This window comes from Fusibacter sp. JL298sf-3 (genome assembly GCF_053842995.1).
Map to the genome: position 1 here is coordinate 2,958,087 of NZ_CM132608.1, position 22,569 is coordinate 2,980,655.

Genomic DNA, 22,569 nt, shown 5'->3' on the forward strand with positions numbered 1-22,569 from the left:
AAGGAGGATATGTGATGAGTAGGGGTTATTCATTAGAGAATACCAGAAATATCGGTATCATGGCACACATCGATGCGGGCAAAACGACTACTACTGAGAGAATCCTCTATTATACAGGTGTCAACTACAAGATTGGTGAAACACATGAGGGTGGCGCTACAATGGACTGGATGGAGCAGGAGCAAGAGAGAGGGATTACCATCACTTCTGCTGCGACAACTTGTGCATGGGCTGGAAAGCGTATCAACATTATAGACACACCGGGTCACGTTGACTTTACCGTAGAAGTTGAGAGATCACTTCGTGTATTAGATGGATCCGTTGCAGTATTTTGTGCAAAGGGTGGCGTAGAGCCGCAATCGGAAGCAGTTTGGAGACAAGCTGACAAGTATGGTGTACCGAGAATGGCATTTGTCAATAAAATGGACATTACAGGTGCTGATTTCTTCAGAGTTGTAACGATGATGAAGGATCGTTTAAGAGCAAATGCAGTGCCGGTTCAATTGCCAATTGGTGCAGAAGATAAATTTGAAGGTTTGGTAGACCTTTTCGAAATGAAAGCGGTTTACTACCGTGACGACTTAGGGAAAGAAATCGAGGTTGTCGATATTCCTGAATCGTTACAAGAAATCTCAGAAGAGTACAGAAACAATCTCGTCGAGTCTATTGCTGAGACAGACGAAACGCTTATGGAGAAATACCTTGAAGGCGAAGAGTTGACTGAAGCTGAATTAAAGAGTGCCCTTAGAAAAGCGACAATCGCTAACGAAATTGTCCCTGTATTCTGCGGTTCTGCTTACAAAAACAAAGGCGTTCAAAGAATGTTGGACGGCGTTGTTGAATTCATGCCTGCGCCTACAGATGTAGAAGGCATCAAAGGCACTGATGAAGACGGCAACGAAATCACTAGACAATCTAGCGACGACCTGCCTTTCGCGTCATTAGCTTTCAAAGTTATGACAGACCCATATGTCGGTAAGCTGACATTCTTCAGAGTTTACTCAGGTACTTTGGACTCAGGTTCATATGTACACAACTCTACAAAAGACAAAAAAGAGCGCGTTGGTAGAATTCTACAAATGCATGCCAATAAAAGAGAAGAACTCGAAAGAGTTTACGCTGGGGACATTGCTGCTGCAGTAGGTCTTAAGCACACGACAACGGGGGATACATTATGTGACCCCGACAATATCATTATTCTCGAGTCTATGGAATTCCCAGAGCCCGTTATCAAGGTTGCAATCGAGCCTAAGACGAGAGCTGGACAAGAGAAGATGGGTATTGCTCTTGCTAAATTAGCTGAGGAAGATCCGACGTTCAGAACATACACAGACGAAGAAACTGGTCAGGTTATCATCGCAGGTATGGGTGAGCTTCACCTTGAAATCATCGTAGACAGACTTCTTAGAGAATTCAAAGTTGAAGCGAACATCGGTGCACCTCAAGTTGCTTACAAAGAGACAATCACTAAGCCGGTTGATATCGACTACAAGTACTCTAAGCAGTCTGGTGGTAGAGGTCAATACGGTCACGTCAAAGTCAAATTCGCTCCAAACGAATCCGGAAAAGGGTATGCCTTCGAGTCTACTGTTACAGGTGGTGCGGTACCTAGAGAGTACTTCAGCGCAATTGACGACGGTATCCAAGGCGCTATGAAAGCGGGTATCTTAGGCGGCTATGAAGTCGTGGATATCACAGCTAACCTTTACGACGGTTCTTACCATGAAGTCGACTCCAATGAGATGGCGTTCAAACTCGCTGCTTCCATGGCGCTTAAAGACGCTATGAAAAAAGGCAACGCAGTATTGCTCGAGCCTTTCATGAAAGTTGAAGTAACGGTGCCTGAAGAGTATTTCGGCGACGTTATGGGCGACATCAACTCAAGACGTGGTAAATTAGATAAGATGGAACTGGTACACGGTGCTCAAGTCATCAACGCACATGTTCCGTTATCTGAAATGTTTGGTTATGCAACAGACTTACGTTCTAGGTCACAAGGTCGTGGTACTTACACAATGATCTTCAGCCACTACGAAGAAGTACCTAGAAGCATTGCAGAAGAAGTTATTGGAAAAAAATAATCCTTAGGAGGCAAGCAAATGGCTAAGCAAAAATTTGAAAGAAATAAGCCGCACTGTAACGTCGGTACAATCGGTCACGTTGACCACGGTAAAACTACTCTTACAGCTGCAATTACAAAAGTTTTATTCGACACTTACCAATTAGGTGAGAGAGTTGACTTCGAAAACATCGACAAGGCACCAGAAGAAAGAGAAAGAGGTATCACTATCTCTACTGCTCACGTCGAGTACGAAACACCAGCTAGACACTACGCTCACGTAGACTGTCCAGGCCATGCCGACTACGTTAAGAACATGATCACTGGTGCAGCTCAAATGGACGGTTCAATCCTCGTTGTTTCTGCTGCTGACGGTCCAATGCCACAAACTAGAGAGCACATCCTCTTATCAAGACAAGTTGGCGTTCCGTACATCGTTGTTTTCTTAAACAAATGTGACATGGTTGACGACGAAGAACTTCTTGAACTCGTTGAAATGGAAGTTAGAGAACTTCTTAGCGAGTACGACTTCCCAGGCGACGACACACCAATCGTTAGAGGTTCAGCTCTTAAAGCCCTCGAAGGCGACGAAGAATGGGCTAAGAAAATCGTTGAGTTATTCGAAATCATCGACGAGTACATCCCACAACCTGAGAGAGATACAGACAAAGACTTCTTAATGCCTGTAGAGGACGTTTTCTCAATCACTGGCCGTGGTACAGTTGCGACTGGTAGAATCGAGAGAGGTATCGTTAAGGTTCAAGAAGAAGTTGAACTCGTAGGTATCCACGAAGCAACTAGAAAGCTTGTTGTAACAGGCGTAGAGATGTTCAAGAAACTTCTCGACGAAGGTCAAGCTGGCGATAACGTTGGTCTTCTTTTAAGAGGTATCCAAAGAACTGAAATCGAAAGAGGCCAAGTTCTTGCTAAGCCAGGTACAATCAAGCCACACACTAAGTTCGAAGCTCAAGTTTACGTTTTAACTAAAGAAGAGGGTGGTAGACATACACCGTTCTTCAAAGGTTACAGACCACAGTTCTTCTTCAGAACAACTGACGTAACAGGTTCAATCGACTTACCAGCAGGCGTAGAAATGTGCATGCCTGGCGACAACGTTGAAATGAACATCGAACTGATCGCTCCAATCGCGATTGAAGAAGGTTTAAAATTCTCAATCCGTGAAGGTGGTAGAACAGTAGGCGCTGGTTCAGTTATCAAAATTTACGAATAATATTGCGCTAAATTAATAAAAAAACTTTTACAACCCCTTGCAAATTGCAAGGGGTTGTTGTATACTGTTATGGTGCACTAAAGCGATGAAGCGGAAAGTTACTAAGCTATGAGAGAATTTTCGTGGAGAATTGTCCATACTCGATATGGGCGACGAGTTTGTCCTATAAAATGCGATACGCACGGCATAGTGGACGGTGTTTACTTGGTCGCATGCTCATAGCATACATGCGATAAAAAATTAGGAGGTTAGAAATGGCTAATAAGCAAAAAATCAGAATCAGATTGAAATCATTCGATCACAAAGTGCTTGACAACACAGCACAAAAAATCGTTGAAGTGGCTAAAACGACTGGCGCAGACGTTGCAGGTCCAATCCCACTACCAACTAAGAAGGAAGTTGTTACAATCCTTAGAGCGGTACACAAATACAAAGACTCTAGAGAGCAGTTTGAAATCAGAACGCACAAGAGACTTGTAGACATCTTAAACCCAGCTCAAAAGACTGTAGACGCTTTAATGAAGCTTGAATTGCCTGCTGGTGTAGACGTAGAAATCAAGCTGTAGTCACCATTAAGTTTTGCTAAGATTTCGGTTTAAATAGATAAACCTGATTTTTTAGAATGATTACCGTATGGTAATCCGCTGTAAGAATATTAGGAGGTGCGAAAGCATGGTAGGAATTATCGGTAAAAAAATCGGTATGACCCAAATTTTCAACGAGAGCGGTATCGTAACACCTGTAACTGTTGTTGAAGTAACACCTATGGTTGTTACTCAAATCAAAACAGTTGAAACAGACGGTTACAATGCGATTCAAGTTGCATCTGGGGACGTAAGAACAAAGCATGTCAATAAGCCAATGAAAGGCCATTTTGATAAAGCTGGCGTTGCTTACAAAAAGACATTAAAAGAGTTCAGAGTGGAAAACCCAGCTGAATTCACAGTAGGTCAAGAAATTGACGCGACGCTGTTTGAAGGCGTTGAAAAAGTTGACGTCGCAGGAACTTCAAAAGGTAAGGGAACAGCTGGTCCGATCAAGAGACATAATCAGTCTAGAGGTCCGGAAACACACGGTTCTAAATACCACAGAGGCGGCGGTTCAATCGGTGCTGCTTCATATCCTGCAAGAGTTATCAAAGGGATGCCTATGGCGGGTCGTATGGGTAATGAGCAAGTAACTGTTCAAAACCTCGACATCGTTAAAGTCGACGCTGAGAGAAACTTATTGTTAATCAAAGGTGCGGTGCCAGGACCTAAAAAAGGTCAATTGGTAATCAAAAAAGCTGTTAAGGCAACAAAGTAATAGCTGACGAAAGGAGGAAGCACAGTGCCTAAATTAGACGTATTAAACGTAAGCGGTCAAAAAGTTACTGAGATCGAATTAAATGAAAACGTGTTTGGAATAGAGCCAAATGTCCCGGTTATGCACGAAGTGGTTAAAAACTACCTCGCCAACCAAAGACAAGGTACGCAATCTGCTAAGACAAGAGCAGAAGTAAGAGGCGGCGGAAGAAAGCCGTTTAGACAAAAAGGTACGGGTAATGCAAGACAAGGTACCATCAGAGCCCCTCATTATGTAGGTGGTGGTATTGCGTTTGCACCAAAGCCGAGAAGCTACCGTTACACATTGCCTAAAAAAGTCAAAAGACTAGCGCTTAGATCAGCATTAAGTGCAAAGGTAAGAGATAACGAAATGGTAATTTTAGATGAACTTTCAATGGCGGCGCCAAAGACAAAAGACATGATTAACATCATCAACAACGTAAAGATCGACGGTAAAAAAGTTCTTTTCGTAACAGAGGGTGTAGAGCAAAACGTGGTTAAATCTGCAAGCAACATCGAAGGTGTGATGACGAGCTTCGTAGGTCAAATCAACGTATACGACATCTTAAATCATGACTTCTGTGTTTTGACAAAGCGTGCTGCTGAGAAATTAGAGGAGGTGTATGCATAATGAGAACCTCTTATGATGTGATTGTAAGACCAATCGTAACAGAAAACTCAATGATGCAAACTGCTGACAGAAAGTACACTTTCGAAGTTTTAAAGAACGCTACGAAAACAGAAATCAGAAAAGCAGTTGAAGAAGTGTTCGGTGTTAAAGTTGAAAAAGTAAACACAATGAACGTAAATGGTAAACTCAAGAGAATGGGTAAACACCAAGGCTATACAAGAAGCTGGAAGAAAGCAATTGTTAAACTCACAGAAGATAGCAAGACAATTGAATTCTTCGAAGGTATGTAATCGAAGAACTGAAGGAGGTATAACCAATGGGTATTAAAAAGTTCAAACCGACTTCGCCTGCTATTAGACAAATGACAGTGTCAACATTTGAAGAAATCACTAAGAAGCAACCTGAGAAGTCTTTAGTGGTGACTTTAAAGAAAAACTCTGGTCGTAACAACCAAGGTAAAATCACTGTTCGTCATAGAGGTGGCGGCGCTACTAAAAAATATAGAATCATCGATTTCAAAAGATTAAAAGACGATATTCCTGCAAAAGTTGTTGCAGTAGAATACGACCCAAATAGAAGCGCAAACATCGCGTTGCTTTCATACGCAGACGGTGAAAAGCGTTACATCTTACACCCGCACGGTCTTAAAGTCGGCGATACTGTACTTTCAGGCGCTTACCAAGATATCAAAGTGGGTAACGCGATGCCGCTTATGAACATGCCTGTAGGTACTGTTGTACACAACATCGAAATGAAGGCGGGTAAAGGTGGCCAGCTCGTAAGATCTGCAGGAAACTCTGCACAGCTTATGGCGAAAGAAGGCAACTACGCACTTTTAAGATTGCCATCTGGCGAAACGCGTTACGTGCGCAAAGAGTGTAGAGCGACTATCGGTCAAGTGGGCAACATCGACCACGAAAACATTACAATCGGTAAAGCGGGCCGTAAGAGACATATGGGTATCCGACCTACTGTCAGAGGTTCCGTAATGAACCCTAACGATCACCCTCACGGTGGTGGTGAAGGCCGTTCACCTATCGGTAGACCAACGCCAGTAACGCCTTGGGGTAAACCGGCACTTGGCTACAAAACTAGAAAGAAAAAGAAAGCTTCGGACAAACTTATTGTTTCTAGAAGAAAGAAATAGTAATACGACAAAGGAGGACAAGTCATGGGTAGATCTCTTAAAAAAGGACCTTTTATTCACAAGGGCCTCTTGAAGAAAATCGAAGAGATGAACGCGAATGGCGACAAGAAAGTCGTTAAAACTTGGTCTAGATCATCTACAATTTTCCCACAGATGATCGGACACACAATTGCAGTTCACGATGGTAGAAAACACGTGCCTGTTTACGTTACTGAAGATATGATCGGTCACAAGCTTGGTGAATTTGCGCCAACTAGAACGTTCAGAGGACACGCTGGAGATAAAAAGAGCAAATAGAACAAAAATCCGAAAGGAGGTATCATAAATGCAAGCAAGAGCGGAAGCGAAGCATATTAGAATTTCTCCTCGCAAAATGAAGCCTATCGCCGATTTAGTGAGAGGAAAAAACGTTAAAGATGCACAAGCCATTTTAAAGTTTACACCGAGAAAAGGTGCTGAGATATTTTTAAAGGTTTTAAATTCAGCGGTTGCAAATGCTGAAAACAACAACCACTTAGACGTTGAGACTTTAATCGTAAAAGAAATTTACGCGAACCAAGGTCCGACAATGAAAAGATGGAATGCCGGTTCTATGGGTAGAGCAAATCCAATCCTTAGAAGAACGAGCCATGTTGGCGTTGTCGTTGCTGAGAAAGAGTAAAGGAGGGTATACTGAATGGGTCAAAAAGTTAGCCCACACGGACTTCGAGTAGGAGTCATCAAAGATTGGGACTCAAAATGGTATGCAAACAAAAAGAATTTTTCAGACTTGTTAATTGAAGATTTTGAAATTCGTAAATACGTAAAGAAGAGACTTTTTACGGCAGGTATTTCTAGAATCTACATCGACAGATCTGCAAACAATAAAGTTCACATCAACATCTTCACTGCTAAGCCAGGTATGGTTGTTGGTAAAGGCGGCGAAAACATTAAAGTTCTCCGTCAAGAACTTGAAAAAATGACTAATAAAACAATTCAATTAGACATTTCAGAAGTTGACAACATCGACACAGACGCACAACTCGTTGCTGAAAACGTTGCATTCTCACTAGAAAGACGTGTTTCTTTCAGAAGAGCGATGAAGCAAGTTATGGGTAGAGCGATGAAGTCTGGTGCTCAAGGGATCAAAGTTCAAACATCAGGTAGACTTGGTGGCGCTGAGATGGCAAGAGTTGACGGTTACTCAGAAGGCAATGTGCCGTTATCCACTTTAAGAGCGGACATCGACTACGGTTTTGCAGAAGCGGATACAAGCTACGGTAAAATCGGTGTTAAAGTGTGGATCAACAAAGGTGAAGTATTGCCAAGTGTCAGCGAAGAAACAAGACTCAGAAGAAAAGAAGCTAGAAAAGCAAGCGACAAACGTCCTAGACCTTCAAGAAACAACAAATCTAGAGGTCCTAGAAAGCCGAGACAAGGAAATTAAGATAGAAATTTGTGAAAGGAGGCAATGACTATGTTAATGCCTAAAAGAGTTAAACGCCGTAGAGTTCACAGAGGAAGAATGAGCGGTACTGCTCAAAAAGGTAACAAAGTAACTTACGGTGATTACGGTTTAGTAGCAATGGAACCGACATGGATTACAGCAAACCAAATTGAAGCTGCCAGAATTGCGATTAACAGAAGAATCAAAAGAGGCGGTAAGGTTTGGATTAAAATATTCCCGCACAAGCCTGTTACACAAAAACCAGCTGAGACACGTATGGGTGCCGGTAAGGGTTCTCCAGAGTACTGGGTAGCGGTTGTAAAGCCGGGTAGAGTATTATTTGAACTTTCTGGCGTCGATGAAGAACTTGCTAGAGAAGCGATGAGACTCGCTGCTAACAAGCTTCCAATCAAATGTAAATTCGTTAAGAAAGAAGACACTGTCGAAAAGGGTGGTGAATAAAGTTGAAAGCAAATAAAATTAAAGAAATGACTCCTCAAGAGTTGAACGAAAAAGTAGTTGAGTTGAAAAATGAGCTTTTCAACTTAAGATTTCAGTTAGCGACCGGCCAGTTGGAAAATCCTATGCAAATCAAGGCCGTTAAAAAAGACATTGCGCGTGTTAAGACGATCTTAAGACAAAAAGAGATCGAAGCATAAGCAAAGGAGGTTACGCTGTGGAAAGAGGCAGAAGAAAAGTAAGATTAGGATACGTAACCAGTGATAAGATGGACAAAACAATCGTCGTTTCAGTCGAAGAGTTTGTACGTCACCCACTGTATGGTAAGCGTGTTAAAAGAACTAAAAAATTCAAGACACATGATGAAGAAAACACATGTGGCATTGGCGATAAAGTAAGAATTATGGAAACTAGACCACTTAGCCGTGATAAAAGATGGAGACTTGTAGAAGTCGTCGAAAGAGCGAAGTAGTTTAGCTTAAAGGAGGACAAAAGCATGATACAAAACGAAACCCGTTTAAAAGTTGCTGATAACTCTGGTGCGAAAGAAATACTTTGTATCCGTGTATTAGGTGGTTCAAAGCGTAAGTTCGGAAATATCGGAGATGTAATTGTGGCGAGTGTCAAAAATGCAACGCCAGGCGGAGTTGTCAAGAAAGGCGATGTTGTTAAAGCCGTTATCGTAAGAAGCAACTATGGTTTAAGAAGACCTGACGGCAGCTACGTTAAATTCGATGAAAACGCTGCTGTTATCATAAAAGAAGATTTATCTCCAGTAGGAACACGTATCTTCGGACCTGTTGCTAGAGAGTTAAGAGATAAGAAGTTTATGAAAATTGTTTCTCTAGCTCCAGAAGTTCTTTAAACTCAGGAGGTGTAGTAAATGCATATTAAGAAAGACGATACTGTTATCGTTATTGCCGGCAAAGACAAAGGCAAAAAAGGTAAAGTATTAAGTGTGAACCCTAAGACGGAAAGAGTATTGGTTGAAAACGTGAACATGGTAACGAAGCACCAAAAGCCTTCTATGAAAGTGCAACAAGGTGGCAGAATCCACATGGAAGCACCAATCCACGTTTCAAACGTTATGTTATACGATGCGAAAGCAAAAGCAGGCACTAGAGTTAAATCAAAAGTATTAGAAAACGGTAAAAAAGTCAGAGTTTCAGTGAAAACTGGCGAAGTAATCGATTAAGCCTGTCAGAAAGGAGGTTAGCTCGTGGCAAGATTTGCAGATAAATATAAAAACGATGTAGCAAAGCAACTTATGGAAAAGTTCAGCTACAAGAGTGTTATGGAAATCCCTAAAATTGAAAAGATCGTTATCAACATGGGTCTAGGTAGTGGCAAAGATAACCCAAAAGTTATCAAAGCTGCTGTTGAGGAACTTGCGACTATTTCTGGTCAAGCCCCTGTGATCACAAAAGCTAAGAAGTCTGTAGCGAACTTCAAAGTGAGAGAAGGCATGAACGTTGGTGCTAAAGTTACACTTAGAGGCGCTAGAATGTACGAGTTCTTAGATAGATTTGTTTCTATTGCATTACCGAGAGTAAGAGACTTCAGAGGTGTTAACCCGAACTCATTCGACGGTCGCGGTAACTATACACTTGGTATTAAAGAACAGCTTATTTTCCCAGAGATCAACATTGATCAAGTAGAAACCGTTAGAGGTATGGACATCACTTTTGTAACCACTGCTAAAACAGATGAAGAGGCAAGAGAGTTACTCAAATTGATGGGAATGCCATTTAGCAAGTAAGGAGGGAATTACATTGGCTAAAACAAGTCTTAAAGTAAAGCAATCAAGACCGCAAAAATACTCGACTAGAGAGTACAATAGATGTAAAATTTGTGGTAGACCACATGCCTACCTTAGAAAATATGGCATTTGCCGTATTTGCTTTAGAGAATTGGCGTACAAGGGTCAAATACCAGGTGTTAGAAAAGCAAGCTGGTAGAATAACGAAAGGAGGTAATTTCTCATGGCTATGACTACAGATCCAATCGCGGATTTACTAACGCGCATCAGAAATGCGAACATGGTTAGACATGCGACAGTTGATGTTCCGGCATCAAACATGAAAAAAAGATTAGTAGAACTCTTCTTAGAAGAAGGCTACATTAAAGGATATGACCTTATTGAAGACAATAAGCAAGGTATTATTAGAATCGAACTTAAGTACGGTGAAGGCAAAGAACGCGTTATCACTGGTTTAAAGAGAATTTCTAAACCAGGCCTTAGAGTTTACGCGAAGAGAGCTGACGTCCCTAGAGTATTAGGCGGCTTAGGAACAGCGATCATTTCAACTTCTAACGGCGTTATCACTGACAAAGAAGCTAGAAAGCTCGGTGTTGGTGGCGAAGTACTTTGCTACGTTTGGTAATTAAGAATAACTAGGAGGTGTGACAATGTCAAGAGTAGGTAAAGCGCCTATTACAGTACCTCAAGGGGTTCAAGTTAACGTATCGGAGTCTAATCTCGTTACGATTAAAGGACCACTAGGTGAGTTGTCAGAACAAATTGATAAAGACATTATGATTGAAGTCGATGGCGAAACATTAGCAGTTAAGCGTCCATCTGACAATAAAAGACACAGAGCTTTACACGGTTTAAGTAGAGCCCTTATCAACAACATGATACTCGGCGTAACAAAAGGTTTTGAAAAGAAACTTAAAATTGTCGGCGTCGGTTACAAAGCTGCAAAGAGCGGCAAAAAATTAGAATTGTCTCTAGGTCATTCGCATCCTGTTGTTATGGAAGACCCAGAAGGCATCACAACTGAATTACCAAGTGCAACTGACATTATTGTTAAAGGTATCAGCAAGCAACTTGTCGGTAACTACGCAGCAAAAATCAGAGAGTGGAGAAAACCTGAGCCTTACAAAGGTAAAGGCGTTCGTTACGCTGATGAGTACGTAGCACGTAAAGAAGGTAAGACAGGTAAGAAAAAATAGGAAAGGAGTAGCATAAAATGGCTTCTAAAAAAAGTAGAAACGTAAATAGAAAAGCGCGTCATGCCAGAGTGCGTAAGAAGATTTCCGGTACAGCAGAGCACCCGAGACTGAACGTGTTTAGATCTAACCAAAACATCTATGCACAAATCATTGATGACGTTGCCGGCAACACTTTAATTGCTGCTTCTAGCCTTGATGCAAGTATTAAAGAGCAAGTGGCCAACACAGGCAACAAAGAAGCTGCTAAATTAGTCGGTCAATTGGTCGCTAAGAAAGCACTCGAAAAAGGCATTGAAAATGTCGTATTCGATAGAGGTGGTTACCTTTATCACGGCCGCGTTAAAGAGCTTGCTGAAGGTGCAAGAGAAGCGGGATTAAAATTTTAATTAGGGAGGTATAAACATGAACCGTCAATTAATTGATGCGAGTAAATTAGACCTCAAAGAACAGGTTATTAATATAAATCGTGTTACGAAGGTTGTTAAAGGTGGTAGAAATTTCAGATTCAGCGCACTCGTTGTCGTTGGTGATGAAAACGGCTACGTTGGCATCGGTACGGGTAAAGCGAAAGAAGTACCTGAAGCGATTTCAAAAGCTGTTGAAGATGCTAAGAAGAGATTGATCTATGTTCCTACAGTTGGAACAACTATACCTCACAACGTAGAAGGTCGTTTCGGTTCCGGTTCTGTAAGAATCATGACGGCTAAAGAAGGTACTGGCGTTATCGCCGGTGGTCCTGTACGTGCGGTATTAGAACTTGCTGGGATCAAGGATGTAAGAGCGAAATCTTTAGGCAGCAACAACCCAAGAAACATGGTGAATGCCACTATAGAAGGTCTTACGAGTCTTAAAACTGCTGAAGGCGTTGCCAAGTTAAGAGGCAAGACAGTAGAAGAAATCTTAGGTTAGGGGGTATGAACCTTGGCTACAATTAAAGTAAAATTGGTTAAAAGTACAATAGGCACATTACCAAAGCATAGAGCAACTGTTCAAGCTTTGGGCCTTAAGAAAATTGGTCAAGTGGTTGAAAAGCAAGACAATGCTCAAATGAGAGGCATGGTTGCTAAGGTTAATCACTTAGTACAAATAGTAGAGTAATATTCACAAAAGGAGGTGTGACCATGAGACTTCATGATTTAAGACCTGCAGAGGGTTCGACTAAGTCAAAAAAACGCGTGGGTAGAGGTACTGGTTCAGGACTTGGTACAACTGCTGGCCGTGGTATGAATGGTCAAAATTCGCGTTCAGGTGGTGGTGTAAGACCAGGGTTCGAAGGTGGTCAGATGCCATTATTCAGAAGAATCCCTAAGCGTGGATTTAACAATATATTCAAAAAAGAATGGACAATCGTTAACGTAGAAGTGCTGAACAGATTTGAAGACGGTACGGAAATTACACCGGAAGTTTTATTAGAATCTGGTATCGTGAAAAAAGTGAGCTACGGCATCAAAGTTTTAGGCGATGGAGAATTGAATAAAAAGCTTGTAGTTAAAGCGAATAAATTCACTCAGTCAGCGATTAGCAAAATTGAAGCTGCTGGAGGAAAGGCAGAGGTGATTTAATTGTTTTCGACACTTAGAAACGCTTGGAAAATCCCTGATCTAAGAAATCGTATCCTCTACACATTTGCTATGATTGCGATCTTCAGATTAGGATCTGCAGTACCAGTACCAGGAATAAATAGTGCAAAGTTAGCTGAAGCTTTTTCGGCAAGCCAAGACGGTCTTTTAGGTTTATTCAACTTAATGAGCGGTGGTAACTTCAAAACTTTCACTATCTTTGCCTTGGGGATCAGCCCTTATATCACAGCATCTATTGTTTTAAACTTACTTCAAATTGCGATCCCTTCGCTAGAAGCTTTAGCTAAAGAAGGCGAAGAAGGTAGAAAGAAAATTGCAAGATATACAAGATATTTAACAGTAGTATTAGCGGTATTACAAGGCATCGGTTTTAGCCTCGGTTATTTTCAAAGATTCTTTGATAAGCCGGGCGCATGGTCAACTTTCATTGCTGTGTTAACACTAACAGCGGGAACGGCGTTTTTAATGTACTTAGGCGAAAAAATCACTGAAAAAGGTATTGGAAATGGTATTTCCCTCTTTATCTTTGCGGGGATCATTGCCAGCCTACCGAGTTCAGCTTTACGTATGGTTAGAAACATAAGAGCTGATCAAATGAACATTTTACAATTGGCATTATTCATCATCTTAGCGGTTGTCATTATCATGGGCATCATCTTTATCCAACAGGGTACGAGAAAAATCCCGGTTCAATACGCTAAGCGCGTTGTAGGCAGAAAGATGTACGGCGGACAGAGCACACATATACCTCTAAAAGTTAACCAAGCAGGTGTTATCCCGGTTATCTTCGCCATCTCCATCTTGATGTTCCCTATGACCATCGGCGCATTTTGGCCGGAATCCGGCTTCTATCTCTTTATGAAGCAGTGGTTCAGTCAAACGTCGATTCTTTACAACGTGATTTACGCACTCCTCATCATTTTCTTCACTTTCTTCTACACGAGCGTAACGTTCAACCCGATAGAAGTCAGCGACAGATTAAAGACAAATGGCGGCTTTATCCCAGGTATCAGACCGGGCAGACCGACTGCGGAGTACCTCAGCAAATCACTTAACAAAATTTCAATCGTCGGAGCGCTTTTCCTCGCAGTTATTGCGATTTTACCGAACTTCCTCGGTGGGATTACGAATATGCAATTCAGCTTCGGCGGTACCTCGCTGCTCATCGTCGTATCGGTGGCACTTGAGACCATGAAGCAAATTGAAGCACAAATGATGATGAGACACTACGAAGGGTTCTTGAACTAAGGAGGCAACTATGAGACTGATTTTGCTAGGCCCACCGGGGGCTGGTAAAGGCACTCAAGCTGAGTTTATCGTCGAGAAGTACGGCATTCCACATATATCTACTGGGGACATCTTCAGAAAGAATATCAAGGAAGGCACGGCACTTGGCGTTAAAGCGAAGTCGTATATGGATCGTGGTGAACTGGTTCCAGACAGCCTCGTCGTAGAAATTGTTGAAGATCGACTGGGTGAAGCCGACTGTAAAGACGGCTTCCTACTCGACGGTTTTCCAAGAACGGAATTTCAGGCAGTAGAACTTGACAAAGTCCTTAAAAAACTGTCGGTGACACTCGACAGAACACTTAATATCAGCGTTAATCCTGATGTGCTCGTCGAACGCGCCATTGGCAGAAGAATCTGTAAAGCGTGCGGCGCCACTTATCACATCGTCTACAACCCGACTAAAGTCGAAGGCGTTTGCGATAAGTGCGGCGGCGAACTCTACCAGAGAAGCGACGATGTTGAAGAGACTGTTAAAAATAGAATCAGTGTGTATATGAATGAGACTGCGCCTTTGATTCGTTATTACGAGCAGCAAGATAAACTTGCAAATATCGACGGCGAACAGGACATTCAAAAAGTCTCTGATGACATTGTACAGGCATTGAGAGGCTAGCATGATTGTTATAAAATCAAGCAAAGAGATTGAGCTAATGCAAGTGTCAGGTCGGATTGTTGCATTGGTTCATCAAAAAGTTAAAGAAGCGATAAAACCGGGTGTTTCGACTTTGGAACTCGATCGAATTGCAGAGCGTGTAATTGTGGAAAACGGTGCTAAGCCTTCCTTCAAAGGCTACCACGGCTTTCCGGGCTCAATATGTGCATCTGTTAACGAGGAAGTTATACACGGTATTCCTGGAGGGCGTATACTCGAAGAAGGGGATATCATCAGTATCGATGTCGGCGCTCTAAAAGACGGCTACCACGGCGATGCCGCTAAAACCCATCCTGTTGGCAAAGTAAGTGCTGAGAGACTGGCGCTTATCGAAGCCACGAAACAAAGTTTTTTTGAAGGACTAAAGTTCTGTCGAGAAGGGTATAGATTATCTGATATCTCACATGCCATTCAAGCGTATGCGGAAAGCAAAGGCTATGGTGTGGTGAGAGACTTCGTTGGACACGGTGTTGGCAGAGAACTTCACGAAGACCCGCCGATACCGAACTACGGTGCACCGGGACGCGGACCACGACTCACTAGGGGCATGGTACTTGCGATTGAACCGATGATTAATGAAGGAACACATAAGGTGTGCATCTTAGATGACGACTGGACTGTGATTACTGAAGACTGTAAGGCGTCTGCGCATTACGAGCACACCGTACTGATTACCGATGGGGACCCTGTACTCTTAACTTGTCTAAACGACGAGGTGGCAAAATGATAGCATCTACAAAAGAACTTGAAATTGGCCAATTTGTGAAATCCAAATCTGGTCGTGACAAAGATAAAGTCTTCATTGTTATCGAGATACTGGACGATTTTTACGTACATCTTGTCGACGGCGATGTGAGAAAGCTTGAAAAACCGAAGAAGAAAAAAGTGAAACACCTCTACAAGCTCAGCTTGGTCAGCGAAGAACTGCAGAGCAAGGTGGCGGACGGTGTGAAGTTCAATAATGCTTTTATCAGAAAAGAAGTTGAGAAAGCAGGCTTAATCTAGTCCAAAAGGAGGGACAACTTAATGGCAAAAGGCGATTCAATTGAAGTTGAAGGCGTAGTCGTTGAAGCATTGCCAAACGCGATGTTTAAGGTAAAACTGGAGAATGGGCATATTGTATTAGCGCATATTTCCGGAAAGCTAAGAATGAATTTTATTAGGATTTTACCTGGAGATAAAGTGACATTAGATTTATCACCATATGATTTGACCAGAGGTCGAATTGTATGGCGTGGAAAGAATTAGGAGGGATAACAATGAAAGTTAGACCATCAGTAAAACCTATGTGCGAAAAGTGCAAGATTATCAGAAGAAAAGGTAAAGTCATGGTAATCTGTGCAAATCCTAAGCACAAACAAACGCAAGGTTAATCTGGATTGTATGCGGTTTAAAGCGCGGCTGATTACCTTTAAACTTGCGACATTATAAATGCTACTAAAAATGATTTATACACATTAGGAGGTGTAATTCAATGGCAAGAATTGCAGGTGTTGACTTGCCTAGAGACAAGAGAGCTGTTATCGGCTTAACTTACATCTATGGTATTGGAAAACCAACTTCTCAAGAATTATTAGGGAAAGCTGGTATTAGCGAAGACACGAGAATCAAAGATCTTACTGAAGAAGAAGTCAGTAAATTAAGACAAATTATCGAAGACGATTACCTTGTAGAGGGTGATCTCAGAAGAGAAGTTGCCCTTAATATCAAGAGACTTAAAGAAATCGGATGTTTCAGAGGCATCAGACATAGAAAAGGCCTTCCTGTTCGTGGACAAAAGACTAAAACTAACGCGAGAACGCGTAAGGGTCCTAAGAAAACGGTAAGTCGTAAGAAGAAAAAATAGGTAAAGGAGGCAGACTAAATGGCTGTTGCTAAAAAAGCACGTAAAGTTAGAAGAAGACGCGAACGTAAAAACATTGAGCGTGGACAAGCCCACATTCAAGCGACGTTCAACAATACAATTGTTACTTTAACAGATAACGACGGCAATGCAATTGCTTGGTCAAGTGCCGGTAGCTTGGGCTTCAAAGGTTCAAGAAAATCGACACCATATGCTGCTCAGATGGCTTCTGAAGCAGCAACTAAGGCGGCTATGGAACATGGTTTAAAATCAGTTGCTGTATTCGTTAAAGGACCGGGTTCCGGAAGAGAAGCGGCGATTAGAGCACTTCAAGCAACGGGTCTGGAAATTTCGTCTATCACGGACGTAACACCAATTCCACACAACGGTTGTAGACCGCCAAAGAGAAGAAGAGTATAGGACTGAGTATTAGGAGGTGTTTTAATTGGCAAGATATACTGGACCATCGTGCAGAATATGTCGTCGTGAGAACCAAAAGATGTACCTTAAAGGCGACAGATGCTACGGTGATAAATGTGCATTTGAAAGAAGACCGGTTGCTCCGGGGCAACACGGCGCTAGAAGAAGTAAACTTTCTGGCTACGGCACACAATTAAGAGAAAAACAAAAAGTTAAAAAATACTATGGCCTTTTAGAAGGACAATTTAGAGCAACTTATGATCGCGCTGAAAAAATGACGGGCATCACAGGTGAAAACCTGCTCCAACTTTTAGAGCGTCGTTTAGACAACGTTGTTTTCAGACTTGGTTTTGCCAATTCTAGAAAAGAAGCGCGTCAATTGGTTGTACACGGTCACTTTACTTTAAACGGTCATAAAGCAAACATTCCGTCAATGGCGCTTGAAGTAGGCGATGTGGTTCAGCTCAAAGAAAAGAGCAAAGCATCAGAAAAATTCAAAGCATTATCAGAGGCTGCAAAAAACACACCAAAGTGGGTTGACGTTGACTTTGAAAAGATGGAAGGGAAAATTACAGCTTTACCTGTAAGAGATGATATTGATCTACCAATCGAAGAGCATCTTATTGTCGAGCTTTACTCTAAATAGGTTGGTTAGTTATATTATTACCCTCAGATGTGTTTTTATGACTTGTAAGAGAAGGAGGGTCTTAACTAGTGATTGAAATTGAAAAACCAACGATTGAATGTGTAGAAATGAGCGAGAGTGGCGATTACGGCAAATTTGTCGTAGAGCCACTTGAAAGAGGCTATGCAACAACACTGGGTAACAGTTTAAGACGCATTTTGCTTTCTTCTCTGCCAGGCACCGCAGTGAGATGGATTAAAATAGAAAATGTTCTTCATGAATTCTCAACAGTACCAGGGGTTAAAGAAGATGTAATCGAAATTATATTAAACCTTAAAGAACTCTACGCTAAAATTCATTCTGACGAAGACGTCAAGATCTTGCGTATTGAAGCAGATGAAGCCGGCGTGATTACTGCTGGGGATATTATTGCAGACGCAGATGTGGAAATTCTTAATACGGATCTCCATATCTGTACCCTTGAAGAAAATTCTAAGTTATTTATCGAAATTGCTTTAGGGCGTGGTAGAGGGTATGTTCCAGCTGAGAACAACAAGGAAGCAGGCTTGCCAATCGGAATTATTCCGTGTGACTCTATTTATACACCGGTTAAAAAGGTCAACTTTTTGGTCGATAAAACGAGAGTTGGCAAAATCGCTGATTATGACAAATTGACACTTGAGGTGTGGACGGATGGCACGATAAAAGCCGATGAAGCGACATCTTTAGGTGCAAAGATTATGTCTGAACACTTGAACCTCTTCATCAACATGACCGACAGCGTCAACGGTGTTGAAATCATGGTGGAAAAAGAAGAGGACATCAAGGAAAAAGTACTCGAAATGACAATTGAAGAACTCGACCTATCGGTGAGATCGTACAACTGTCTTAAGAGAGCTGGCATAAACACTGTTGAAGAATTAACAAACAAAAGTGAAGAAGATATGATGAAAGTCCGAAATCTAGGTAAGAAGTCGCTTGAAGAAGTGCGTTTCAAGCTGGCAGAATTGCAGTTAGGTCTCAGACAAGAAGACGAATAAAGGAGGGAAGAAGATGGCAGCTTACCGTAAACTTGGTCGACCAAGTTCACATAGAAATCTGATGCTTAGAAACTTAACGACATCTCTTCTAAAGAATGGACAAATTAAGACAACTGTCACAAGAGGTAAAGAAGCAAAGAAACTTGCAGAGAAAATGATCACACTTGCTAAAAGAGGTGACTTACACGCGAGAAGACAAGTCCTTGCTTTCGTTACTGAAGAAGCCGTTGTTGCAAAATTATTTGACGAGATCGCACCAAACTACAAAGAGAGAAATGGTGGTTACACGCGATTAATTCAAACAGGTCCTCGTAGAGGCGACGCAGCGCCAATGTGCAAACTTGAGCTCGTTTAATCAATAAGCCAAATTCAGAGAGTGACAACAAGGGACTAAGGATTGACTTTAGTCCCTTTTGTGCATACATAAACCTTTTCCCCAATATTACATATGACAAAAAAGATACATTCAAACGGTGGCATTCCCGCCTAAAAAATTTTATAATGACATATGAGACTGTGATGATAAAAGTTAGGGGATAATATGATAAAGACAGAACAGCTGACGTTTCGTTATCCGGATGAAAAAGATCCTGATAAATACGCTTTAAAAAACGTTAATTTGGAGATAAAAGAAGGCGAATTCGTCGTGATTATCGGCCATAACGGTTCCGGTAAATCGACGCTTTCTAAGCTTTTCAACGGTATCTACTTGCCGACAGAGGGCAAGATTTATATAAACGGCATCGACACTTCTATAGAAGAAAACGTTTGGGAAGTGCGCCGGAACGCGGGGATGGTGTTCCAGAATCCCGACAACCAGTTGGTGGCCACCATCGTTGAAGAAGACGTGGCCTTTGGCCCCGAGAACCTCGGCGTTCCCACAGAGGAAATTCGCACGCGTGTCGACGAAGCGCTGAAAAGCGTCAGTATGGAAGCGTTTAAACGGAAGCCGCCGCATCACCTTTCCGGTGGGCAAAAACAGCGCGTTGCCATTGCGGGCATCTTGGCGATGAAACCGCGTTGTATCATCTTCGATGAACCGACGGCGATGCTCGACCCCTCCGGTCGCAAAGAAGTCGTCGAGACCATCCTCCATCTCAACAAGGTGGAAAAAATGACGGTGGTACACGTGACGCACTACATGGACGAAGCTGTTGACGCCGATCGCATTATCGTCATGGACAAAGGCGCAATCGTCTTGGAGGGCACGCCAAAAGAAGTGTTTTCAAAAGTCGATGCTCTAAAAGAAATCGGCCTCGACGTCCCTCAGGTGACGGCGCTGTCCTACGAACTGGAGAAGCTGGGCTACGCGGTGTCAAAAGAAAATTTAACTGTGGAAGAATTGGTGGATGAATTATGTCTATTGAAATAAAAGCGTTATCACATCTGTACGACATGGGGACGCCCAATGAAACGCGTGCCCTCGACGATATCAACTTGACGATAGAAGACGGCGAGTTCATCGGCTTAATCGGCCATACGGGTTCCGGCAAGTCGACGTTGATTCAACAGCTCAACGGCATTTTAAAACCGAGCACCGGCGACATTATCGTCAGTGGCCTCAACATCACTGAGGGGATCGGCGCCCCTGCTAAAAGCAGAAGGGCTCGAAAACAGCAAAAAGAAGCGCGTAGAAAGCGTCTTTTGGAAGTTCGGAAGCGCGTGGGACTGGTGTTTCAGTACCCTGAGTACCAACTTTTTGAGGAAACCATTGAAAAGGACATCGCCTTTGGTCCCCAAAACCTCGGCCTAGACGAAACCGAGGTGTTGAGGCGCGTCAAAGCCTCTATGGCACTTGTCGGCCTCGACTACGAGACGTATCGGGAGCGGTCGCCGTTTGAGCTCAGTGGCGGTCAAAAGAGACGCGTCGCCATTGCAGGCGTTTTGGCGATGAACCCCAGTGTTTTAATTTTAGACGAGCCCACTGCCGGTCTAGACCCTAAAGGACGCGACGAGATCCTCGGGCAAATCAAAGCCCTACACGCTAAAGAGCAGTTGACGGTAATCATCGTTTCACACAGCATGGAGGACATGGCGAAAATTTCGGAACGCCTCATCGTTATGAACAAGGGCAAAGTGGCCCTCGACGGCAAGCCCAAAGAAGTCTTTAGAGAAATTGAGCACCTCGAGCGCATTGGCCTCGCAGTGCCTCAAATTGCTTATCTCATACGCGCCCTCGACGAGCGGGGCTTTACAGTTCCGAAAGACATTATTACCGTTGAAGAGGCGCTTACAGCCATAGACGCCCTCGGTCTTAAGAAGGATGTGACGCCATGCTAAGAGATATTACTATTGGACAATACTACAGCGCTGAGTCGCCCATTCACAAAATGGACCCGCGCTTTAAAATACTGGCTTCTATTATGTACTTGGTCTCTCTGTTTCTCGTGGAGAACCTGTGGGCATACACCGTGGTGGTGGCGTTTATCGGCACGTGCATCTTTCTTTCCAAGGTGCCGTTAAAATTCATTCTCAGGGGGCTTAAGCCGATTTTGATGTTGATTATCTTCGCTTTTTTAATCAACATGTTTCTCACCCCGGGGGAAGGCGCGCCGTTGGTGCACGTAGGCTTTGTGAAAATCTACGCCAAAGGACTGGAACGGGCTTTCTTTATGGCGTTTAGACTGATTTTGCTGATTATGGGCACGTCGCTTTTGACGCTGACCACTTCGCCCATAGAGTTGACCGACGGCATCGAACATTTGCTCACGCCGTTTAAACGCATCGGGCTTCCGGCACACGAGCTGGCTATGATGATGACCATCGCCCTGCGTTTTATTCCGACACTACTTGAAGAGACGGATAAGATTATGAAGGCGCAAATGGCACGTGGCGCCGACTTTGAGAGCGGCAATCTCGTGAACCGCGCCAAGGCGCTGATTCCGCTTTTGGTACCGCTGTTTATCTCTGCGTTTAGACGTGCCGACGACCTCGCCATGGCGATGGAAGCGCGTTGCTACCGCGGCGGGGAAGGGCGCACGCGCCTTAAAGTGCTCCGCTATACGAAGCTCGACGCCATCGGCACGGTGGTGACGGCGGTTTATGTCGCCGTGTGTGTGGTGATTTAATGGACGGTCATTACGCATTGTGGGTGGCTTACGACGGAAGTGCTTACGCCGGTTGGCAAAGACAGCAGAACGCGGTGACGGTACAGGGCGTTGTGGAAAAGACGCTGGCGCATATCGTAAAGGCGCCGGTTACTCTTCACGCTTCCGGCCGCACCGATGCCGGTGTACACGCGCTGGCACAGTGCGCTTCTTTTACAGCACCGGCTCTGATGCCGGCTGACAAGCTGCGCTTCGCCCTCAACAACCGTCTGCCGGAGGACATCTATGTGACGGCACTGGAAGAGGTGCCGGCGGACTTTCACGCCAGATACAGCGCCGTGGGGAAGACCTACGCCTACAAGCTCTACGTATCTGAGGCGCGCAACCCTTTTTACAAGGCACATTACGCGCAGGTGAAAAAGCCGCTGGACGAGGTTGCTGTGCGTCAGGCGATGACGGCTTTTCTAGGCACCCACGATTTTAAGGGCTTCATGGCCTCAGGCAGCCATGTAAAGACGACGGTGCGCACGGTGCACGCCTTTACACTGGAGGTGTCCGAAGGGCTGTGGACATTTGAGATTACAGGTGACGGCTTCTTGTACAACATGGTTCGAATCATTATCGGCCTGTTGTTGCGCGTCGGTCATGGGCACATTGATTCTGCTGCTGTTCCCGAGATTATCGCCAGTGGCGATCGCTCAAGGGCGCGGTGGACGGCACCGCCAAATGGGCTCTATCTCGTCTCGGTAAGTTATCCACAAAAAAACGATTAATGTTGAGGATAACCATGTCAATCACTTTTGAAAATGTCCCAAAATAAATGAAACATGAGCACCAGT

The 22,569-nt window shown here is 43.4% G+C and carries 38 protein-coding genes; all 38 read left to right on the forward strand.

The genetic code is table 11. The features are described from left to right. The first annotated feature begins 14 nt into the window (after positions 1-14). The 38 genes from fusA (at position 15) to truA (ending at position 22,503) form a co-directional block, all read left to right on the forward strand. Positions 15-2,081: an elongation factor G gene (fusA, locus tag ACR6HW_RS13920; RefSeq protein ID WP_455728331.1), complete on the forward strand. Its 2,067-nt coding sequence runs from the start codon at positions 15-17 to the stop codon at positions 2,079-2,081. 18 nt (positions 2,082-2,099) lie between these two features. Next, positions 2,100-3,290 carry an elongation factor Tu gene (tuf, locus tag ACR6HW_RS13925; protein WP_455728332.1) on the forward strand — a complete coding sequence of 397 codons (1,191 nt, stop codon included), beginning with the start codon at positions 2,100-2,102 and terminating at the stop codon, positions 3,288-3,290. A gap of 254 nt (positions 3,291-3,544) precedes the next feature. Further along, the gene (rpsJ, locus tag ACR6HW_RS13930; protein ID WP_455728333.1) at positions 3,545-3,856 is read left to right on the forward strand and encodes a 30S ribosomal protein S10; all 312 of its coding nucleotides are present in this window, start codon (positions 3,545-3,547) and stop codon (positions 3,854-3,856) included. 106 nt (positions 3,857-3,962) lie between these two features. Continuing rightward, the gene (gene rplC, locus ACR6HW_RS13935) at positions 3,963-4,595 is read left to right on the forward strand and encodes a 50S ribosomal protein L3 (protein WP_455728334.1); all 633 of its coding nucleotides are present in this window, start codon (positions 3,963-3,965) and stop codon (positions 4,593-4,595) included. 24 nt (positions 4,596-4,619) lie between these two features. Then, the gene (gene rplD / locus ACR6HW_RS13940) at positions 4,620-5,246 is read left to right on the forward strand and encodes a 50S ribosomal protein L4 (RefSeq protein ID WP_455728335.1); all 627 of its coding nucleotides are present in this window, start codon (positions 4,620-4,622) and stop codon (positions 5,244-5,246) included. Further along, positions 5,243-5,536, forward strand: a complete 294-nt coding sequence (gene rplW, locus ACR6HW_RS13945; RefSeq protein ID WP_455730892.1) for a 50S ribosomal protein L23 — start codon at positions 5,243-5,245, stop codon at positions 5,534-5,536. Before rplD ends, rplW begins: the two co-directional genes overlap by 4 nt. Before the next feature lie 26 nt (positions 5,537-5,562). After that, on the forward strand, positions 5,563-6,393 hold the full coding sequence (gene rplB, locus ACR6HW_RS13950) for a 50S ribosomal protein L2 (RefSeq protein WP_455728336.1): 831 nt from the start codon (positions 5,563-5,565) through the stop codon (positions 6,391-6,393). Positions 6,394-6,417: 24 nt separating this feature from the next. Beyond that, positions 6,418-6,690: a 30S ribosomal protein S19 gene (rpsS, locus tag ACR6HW_RS13955; RefSeq protein WP_455728337.1), complete on the forward strand. Its 273-nt coding sequence runs from the start codon at positions 6,418-6,420 to the stop codon at positions 6,688-6,690. 28 nt (positions 6,691-6,718) lie between these two features. Beyond that, on the forward strand, positions 6,719-7,054 hold the full coding sequence (gene rplV, locus ACR6HW_RS13960; protein WP_455728338.1) for a 50S ribosomal protein L22: 336 nt from the start codon (positions 6,719-6,721) through the stop codon (positions 7,052-7,054). Between the two features lie 15 nt (positions 7,055-7,069). Further along, positions 7,070-7,819, forward strand: coding sequence for a 30S ribosomal protein S3 (gene rpsC / locus ACR6HW_RS13965; RefSeq protein WP_455728339.1), 750 nt, complete (start codon positions 7,070-7,072; stop codon positions 7,817-7,819). Between the two features lie 30 nt (positions 7,820-7,849). Beyond that, a complete protein-coding gene (rplP, locus tag ACR6HW_RS13970) occupies positions 7,850-8,281 on the forward strand; it encodes a 50S ribosomal protein L16 (protein WP_455728340.1) in 432 nt (143 codons plus the stop codon). 26 nt (positions 8,282-8,307) lie between these two features. After that, positions 8,308-8,478: a 50S ribosomal protein L29 gene (gene rpmC / locus ACR6HW_RS13975; RefSeq protein ID WP_455730893.1), complete on the forward strand. Its 171-nt coding sequence runs from the start codon at positions 8,308-8,310 to the stop codon at positions 8,476-8,478. 17 nt (positions 8,479-8,495) lie between these two features. Next, positions 8,496-8,750 (forward strand): 30S ribosomal protein S17, encoded by a 255-nt coding sequence (gene rpsQ / locus ACR6HW_RS13980; RefSeq protein ID WP_455728341.1) that lies wholly within the window; start codon positions 8,496-8,498, stop codon positions 8,748-8,750. Positions 8,751-8,774: 24 nt separating this feature from the next. After that, entirely contained in the window at positions 8,775-9,143 is a 369-nt protein-coding gene (rplN, locus tag ACR6HW_RS13985; RefSeq protein ID WP_455728342.1) for a 50S ribosomal protein L14, read from the forward strand. 18 nt (positions 9,144-9,161) lie between these two features. Further along, positions 9,162-9,473: a 50S ribosomal protein L24 gene (gene rplX / locus ACR6HW_RS13990; protein ID WP_455728343.1), complete on the forward strand. Its 312-nt coding sequence runs from the start codon at positions 9,162-9,164 to the stop codon at positions 9,471-9,473. Between the two features lie 24 nt (positions 9,474-9,497). Then, positions 9,498-10,037, forward strand: a complete 540-nt coding sequence (gene rplE / locus ACR6HW_RS13995) for a 50S ribosomal protein L5 (protein ID WP_455728344.1) — start codon at positions 9,498-9,500, stop codon at positions 10,035-10,037. 13 nt (positions 10,038-10,050) lie between these two features. Beyond that, positions 10,051-10,236, forward strand: coding sequence for a type Z 30S ribosomal protein S14 (locus ACR6HW_RS14000; RefSeq protein ID WP_455728345.1), 186 nt, complete (start codon positions 10,051-10,053; stop codon positions 10,234-10,236). Positions 10,237-10,260: 24 nt separating this feature from the next. Then, on the forward strand, positions 10,261-10,662 hold the full coding sequence (gene rpsH / locus ACR6HW_RS14005) for a 30S ribosomal protein S8 (RefSeq protein WP_455728346.1): 402 nt from the start codon (positions 10,261-10,263) through the stop codon (positions 10,660-10,662). 25 nt (positions 10,663-10,687) lie between these two features. Then, a complete protein-coding gene (rplF, locus tag ACR6HW_RS14010) occupies positions 10,688-11,233 on the forward strand; it encodes a 50S ribosomal protein L6 (RefSeq protein WP_455728347.1) in 546 nt (181 codons plus the stop codon). A 17-nt stretch (positions 11,234-11,250) separates the two neighbouring features. Continuing rightward, positions 11,251-11,619 carry a 50S ribosomal protein L18 gene (gene rplR / locus ACR6HW_RS14015; RefSeq protein WP_455728348.1) on the forward strand — a complete coding sequence of 123 codons (369 nt, stop codon included), beginning with the start codon at positions 11,251-11,253 and terminating at the stop codon, positions 11,617-11,619. Positions 11,620-11,635: 16 nt separating this feature from the next. Further along, a complete protein-coding gene (gene rpsE / locus ACR6HW_RS14020; protein ID WP_455728349.1) occupies positions 11,636-12,142 on the forward strand; it encodes a 30S ribosomal protein S5 in 507 nt (168 codons plus the stop codon). A gap of 12 nt (positions 12,143-12,154) precedes the next feature. After that, positions 12,155-12,331, forward strand: a complete 177-nt coding sequence (gene rpmD / locus ACR6HW_RS14025) for a 50S ribosomal protein L30 (protein WP_455728350.1) — start codon at positions 12,155-12,157, stop codon at positions 12,329-12,331. Between the two features lie 23 nt (positions 12,332-12,354). Then, positions 12,355-12,795: a 50S ribosomal protein L15 gene (gene rplO, locus ACR6HW_RS14030; protein WP_455728351.1), complete on the forward strand. Its 441-nt coding sequence runs from the start codon at positions 12,355-12,357 to the stop codon at positions 12,793-12,795. Then, positions 12,796-14,061, forward strand: coding sequence for a preprotein translocase subunit SecY (secY, locus tag ACR6HW_RS14035; RefSeq protein WP_455728352.1), 1,266 nt, complete (start codon positions 12,796-12,798; stop codon positions 14,059-14,061). Between the two features lie 10 nt (positions 14,062-14,071). Further along, complete coding sequence (locus ACR6HW_RS14040) at positions 14,072-14,716, forward strand: adenylate kinase (RefSeq protein WP_455728353.1); 645 nt, start codon at positions 14,072-14,074, stop codon at positions 14,714-14,716. Between the two features lies 1 nt (position 14,717). Next, positions 14,718-15,482: a type I methionyl aminopeptidase gene (gene map / locus ACR6HW_RS14045; RefSeq protein WP_455728354.1), complete on the forward strand. Its 765-nt coding sequence runs from the start codon at positions 14,718-14,720 to the stop codon at positions 15,480-15,482. After that, positions 15,479-15,760, forward strand: a complete 282-nt coding sequence (locus ACR6HW_RS14050) for an RNA-binding protein (protein ID WP_455728355.1) — start codon at positions 15,479-15,481, stop codon at positions 15,758-15,760. The genes map and ACR6HW_RS14050 overlap by 4 nt, the downstream gene beginning before the upstream one ends. A gap of 21 nt (positions 15,761-15,781) precedes the next feature. Beyond that, the gene (gene infA / locus ACR6HW_RS14055; protein ID WP_455728356.1) at positions 15,782-16,003 is read left to right on the forward strand and encodes a translation initiation factor IF-1; all 222 of its coding nucleotides are present in this window, start codon (positions 15,782-15,784) and stop codon (positions 16,001-16,003) included. Positions 16,004-16,014: 11 nt separating this feature from the next. Then, positions 16,015-16,128: a 50S ribosomal protein L36 gene (gene rpmJ / locus ACR6HW_RS14060; RefSeq protein WP_455728357.1), complete on the forward strand. Its 114-nt coding sequence runs from the start codon at positions 16,015-16,017 to the stop codon at positions 16,126-16,128. Positions 16,129-16,229: 101 nt separating this feature from the next. Continuing rightward, positions 16,230-16,601: a 30S ribosomal protein S13 gene (gene rpsM, locus ACR6HW_RS14065; RefSeq protein ID WP_455728358.1), complete on the forward strand. Its 372-nt coding sequence runs from the start codon at positions 16,230-16,232 to the stop codon at positions 16,599-16,601. Between the two features lie 18 nt (positions 16,602-16,619). Continuing rightward, positions 16,620-17,018, forward strand: a complete 399-nt coding sequence (gene rpsK / locus ACR6HW_RS14070) for a 30S ribosomal protein S11 (protein ID WP_455728359.1) — start codon at positions 16,620-16,622, stop codon at positions 17,016-17,018. A gap of 25 nt (positions 17,019-17,043) precedes the next feature. Further along, positions 17,044-17,664 (forward strand): 30S ribosomal protein S4, encoded by a 621-nt coding sequence (gene rpsD / locus ACR6HW_RS14075; protein WP_455728360.1) that lies wholly within the window; start codon positions 17,044-17,046, stop codon positions 17,662-17,664. Between the two features lie 68 nt (positions 17,665-17,732). Further along, a complete protein-coding gene (locus tag ACR6HW_RS14080; RefSeq protein ID WP_455728361.1) occupies positions 17,733-18,683 on the forward strand; it encodes a DNA-directed RNA polymerase subunit alpha in 951 nt (316 codons plus the stop codon). Between the two features lie 13 nt (positions 18,684-18,696). After that, on the forward strand, positions 18,697-19,038 hold the full coding sequence (gene rplQ, locus ACR6HW_RS14085; RefSeq protein WP_455728362.1) for a 50S ribosomal protein L17: 342 nt from the start codon (positions 18,697-18,699) through the stop codon (positions 19,036-19,038). Between the two features lie 186 nt (positions 19,039-19,224). After that, a complete protein-coding gene (locus ACR6HW_RS14090; RefSeq protein ID WP_455728363.1) occupies positions 19,225-20,055 on the forward strand; it encodes an energy-coupling factor transporter ATPase in 831 nt (276 codons plus the stop codon). After that, the gene (locus tag ACR6HW_RS14095; RefSeq protein ID WP_455728364.1) at positions 20,040-20,963 is read left to right on the forward strand and encodes an energy-coupling factor transporter ATPase; all 924 of its coding nucleotides are present in this window, start codon (positions 20,040-20,042) and stop codon (positions 20,961-20,963) included. The genes ACR6HW_RS14090 and ACR6HW_RS14095 overlap by 16 nt, the downstream gene beginning before the upstream one ends. Beyond that, positions 20,957-21,751, forward strand: coding sequence for an energy-coupling factor transporter transmembrane component T family protein (locus tag ACR6HW_RS14100; RefSeq protein ID WP_455728365.1), 795 nt, complete (start codon positions 20,957-20,959; stop codon positions 21,749-21,751). The genes ACR6HW_RS14095 and ACR6HW_RS14100 overlap by 7 nt, the downstream gene beginning before the upstream one ends. Next, the gene (gene truA / locus ACR6HW_RS14105) at positions 21,751-22,503 is read left to right on the forward strand and encodes a tRNA pseudouridine(38-40) synthase TruA (protein ID WP_455728366.1); all 753 of its coding nucleotides are present in this window, start codon (positions 21,751-21,753) and stop codon (positions 22,501-22,503) included. Before ACR6HW_RS14100 ends, truA begins: the two co-directional genes overlap by 1 nt. The last annotated feature ends 66 nt before the right edge of the window (positions 22,504-22,569 follow it).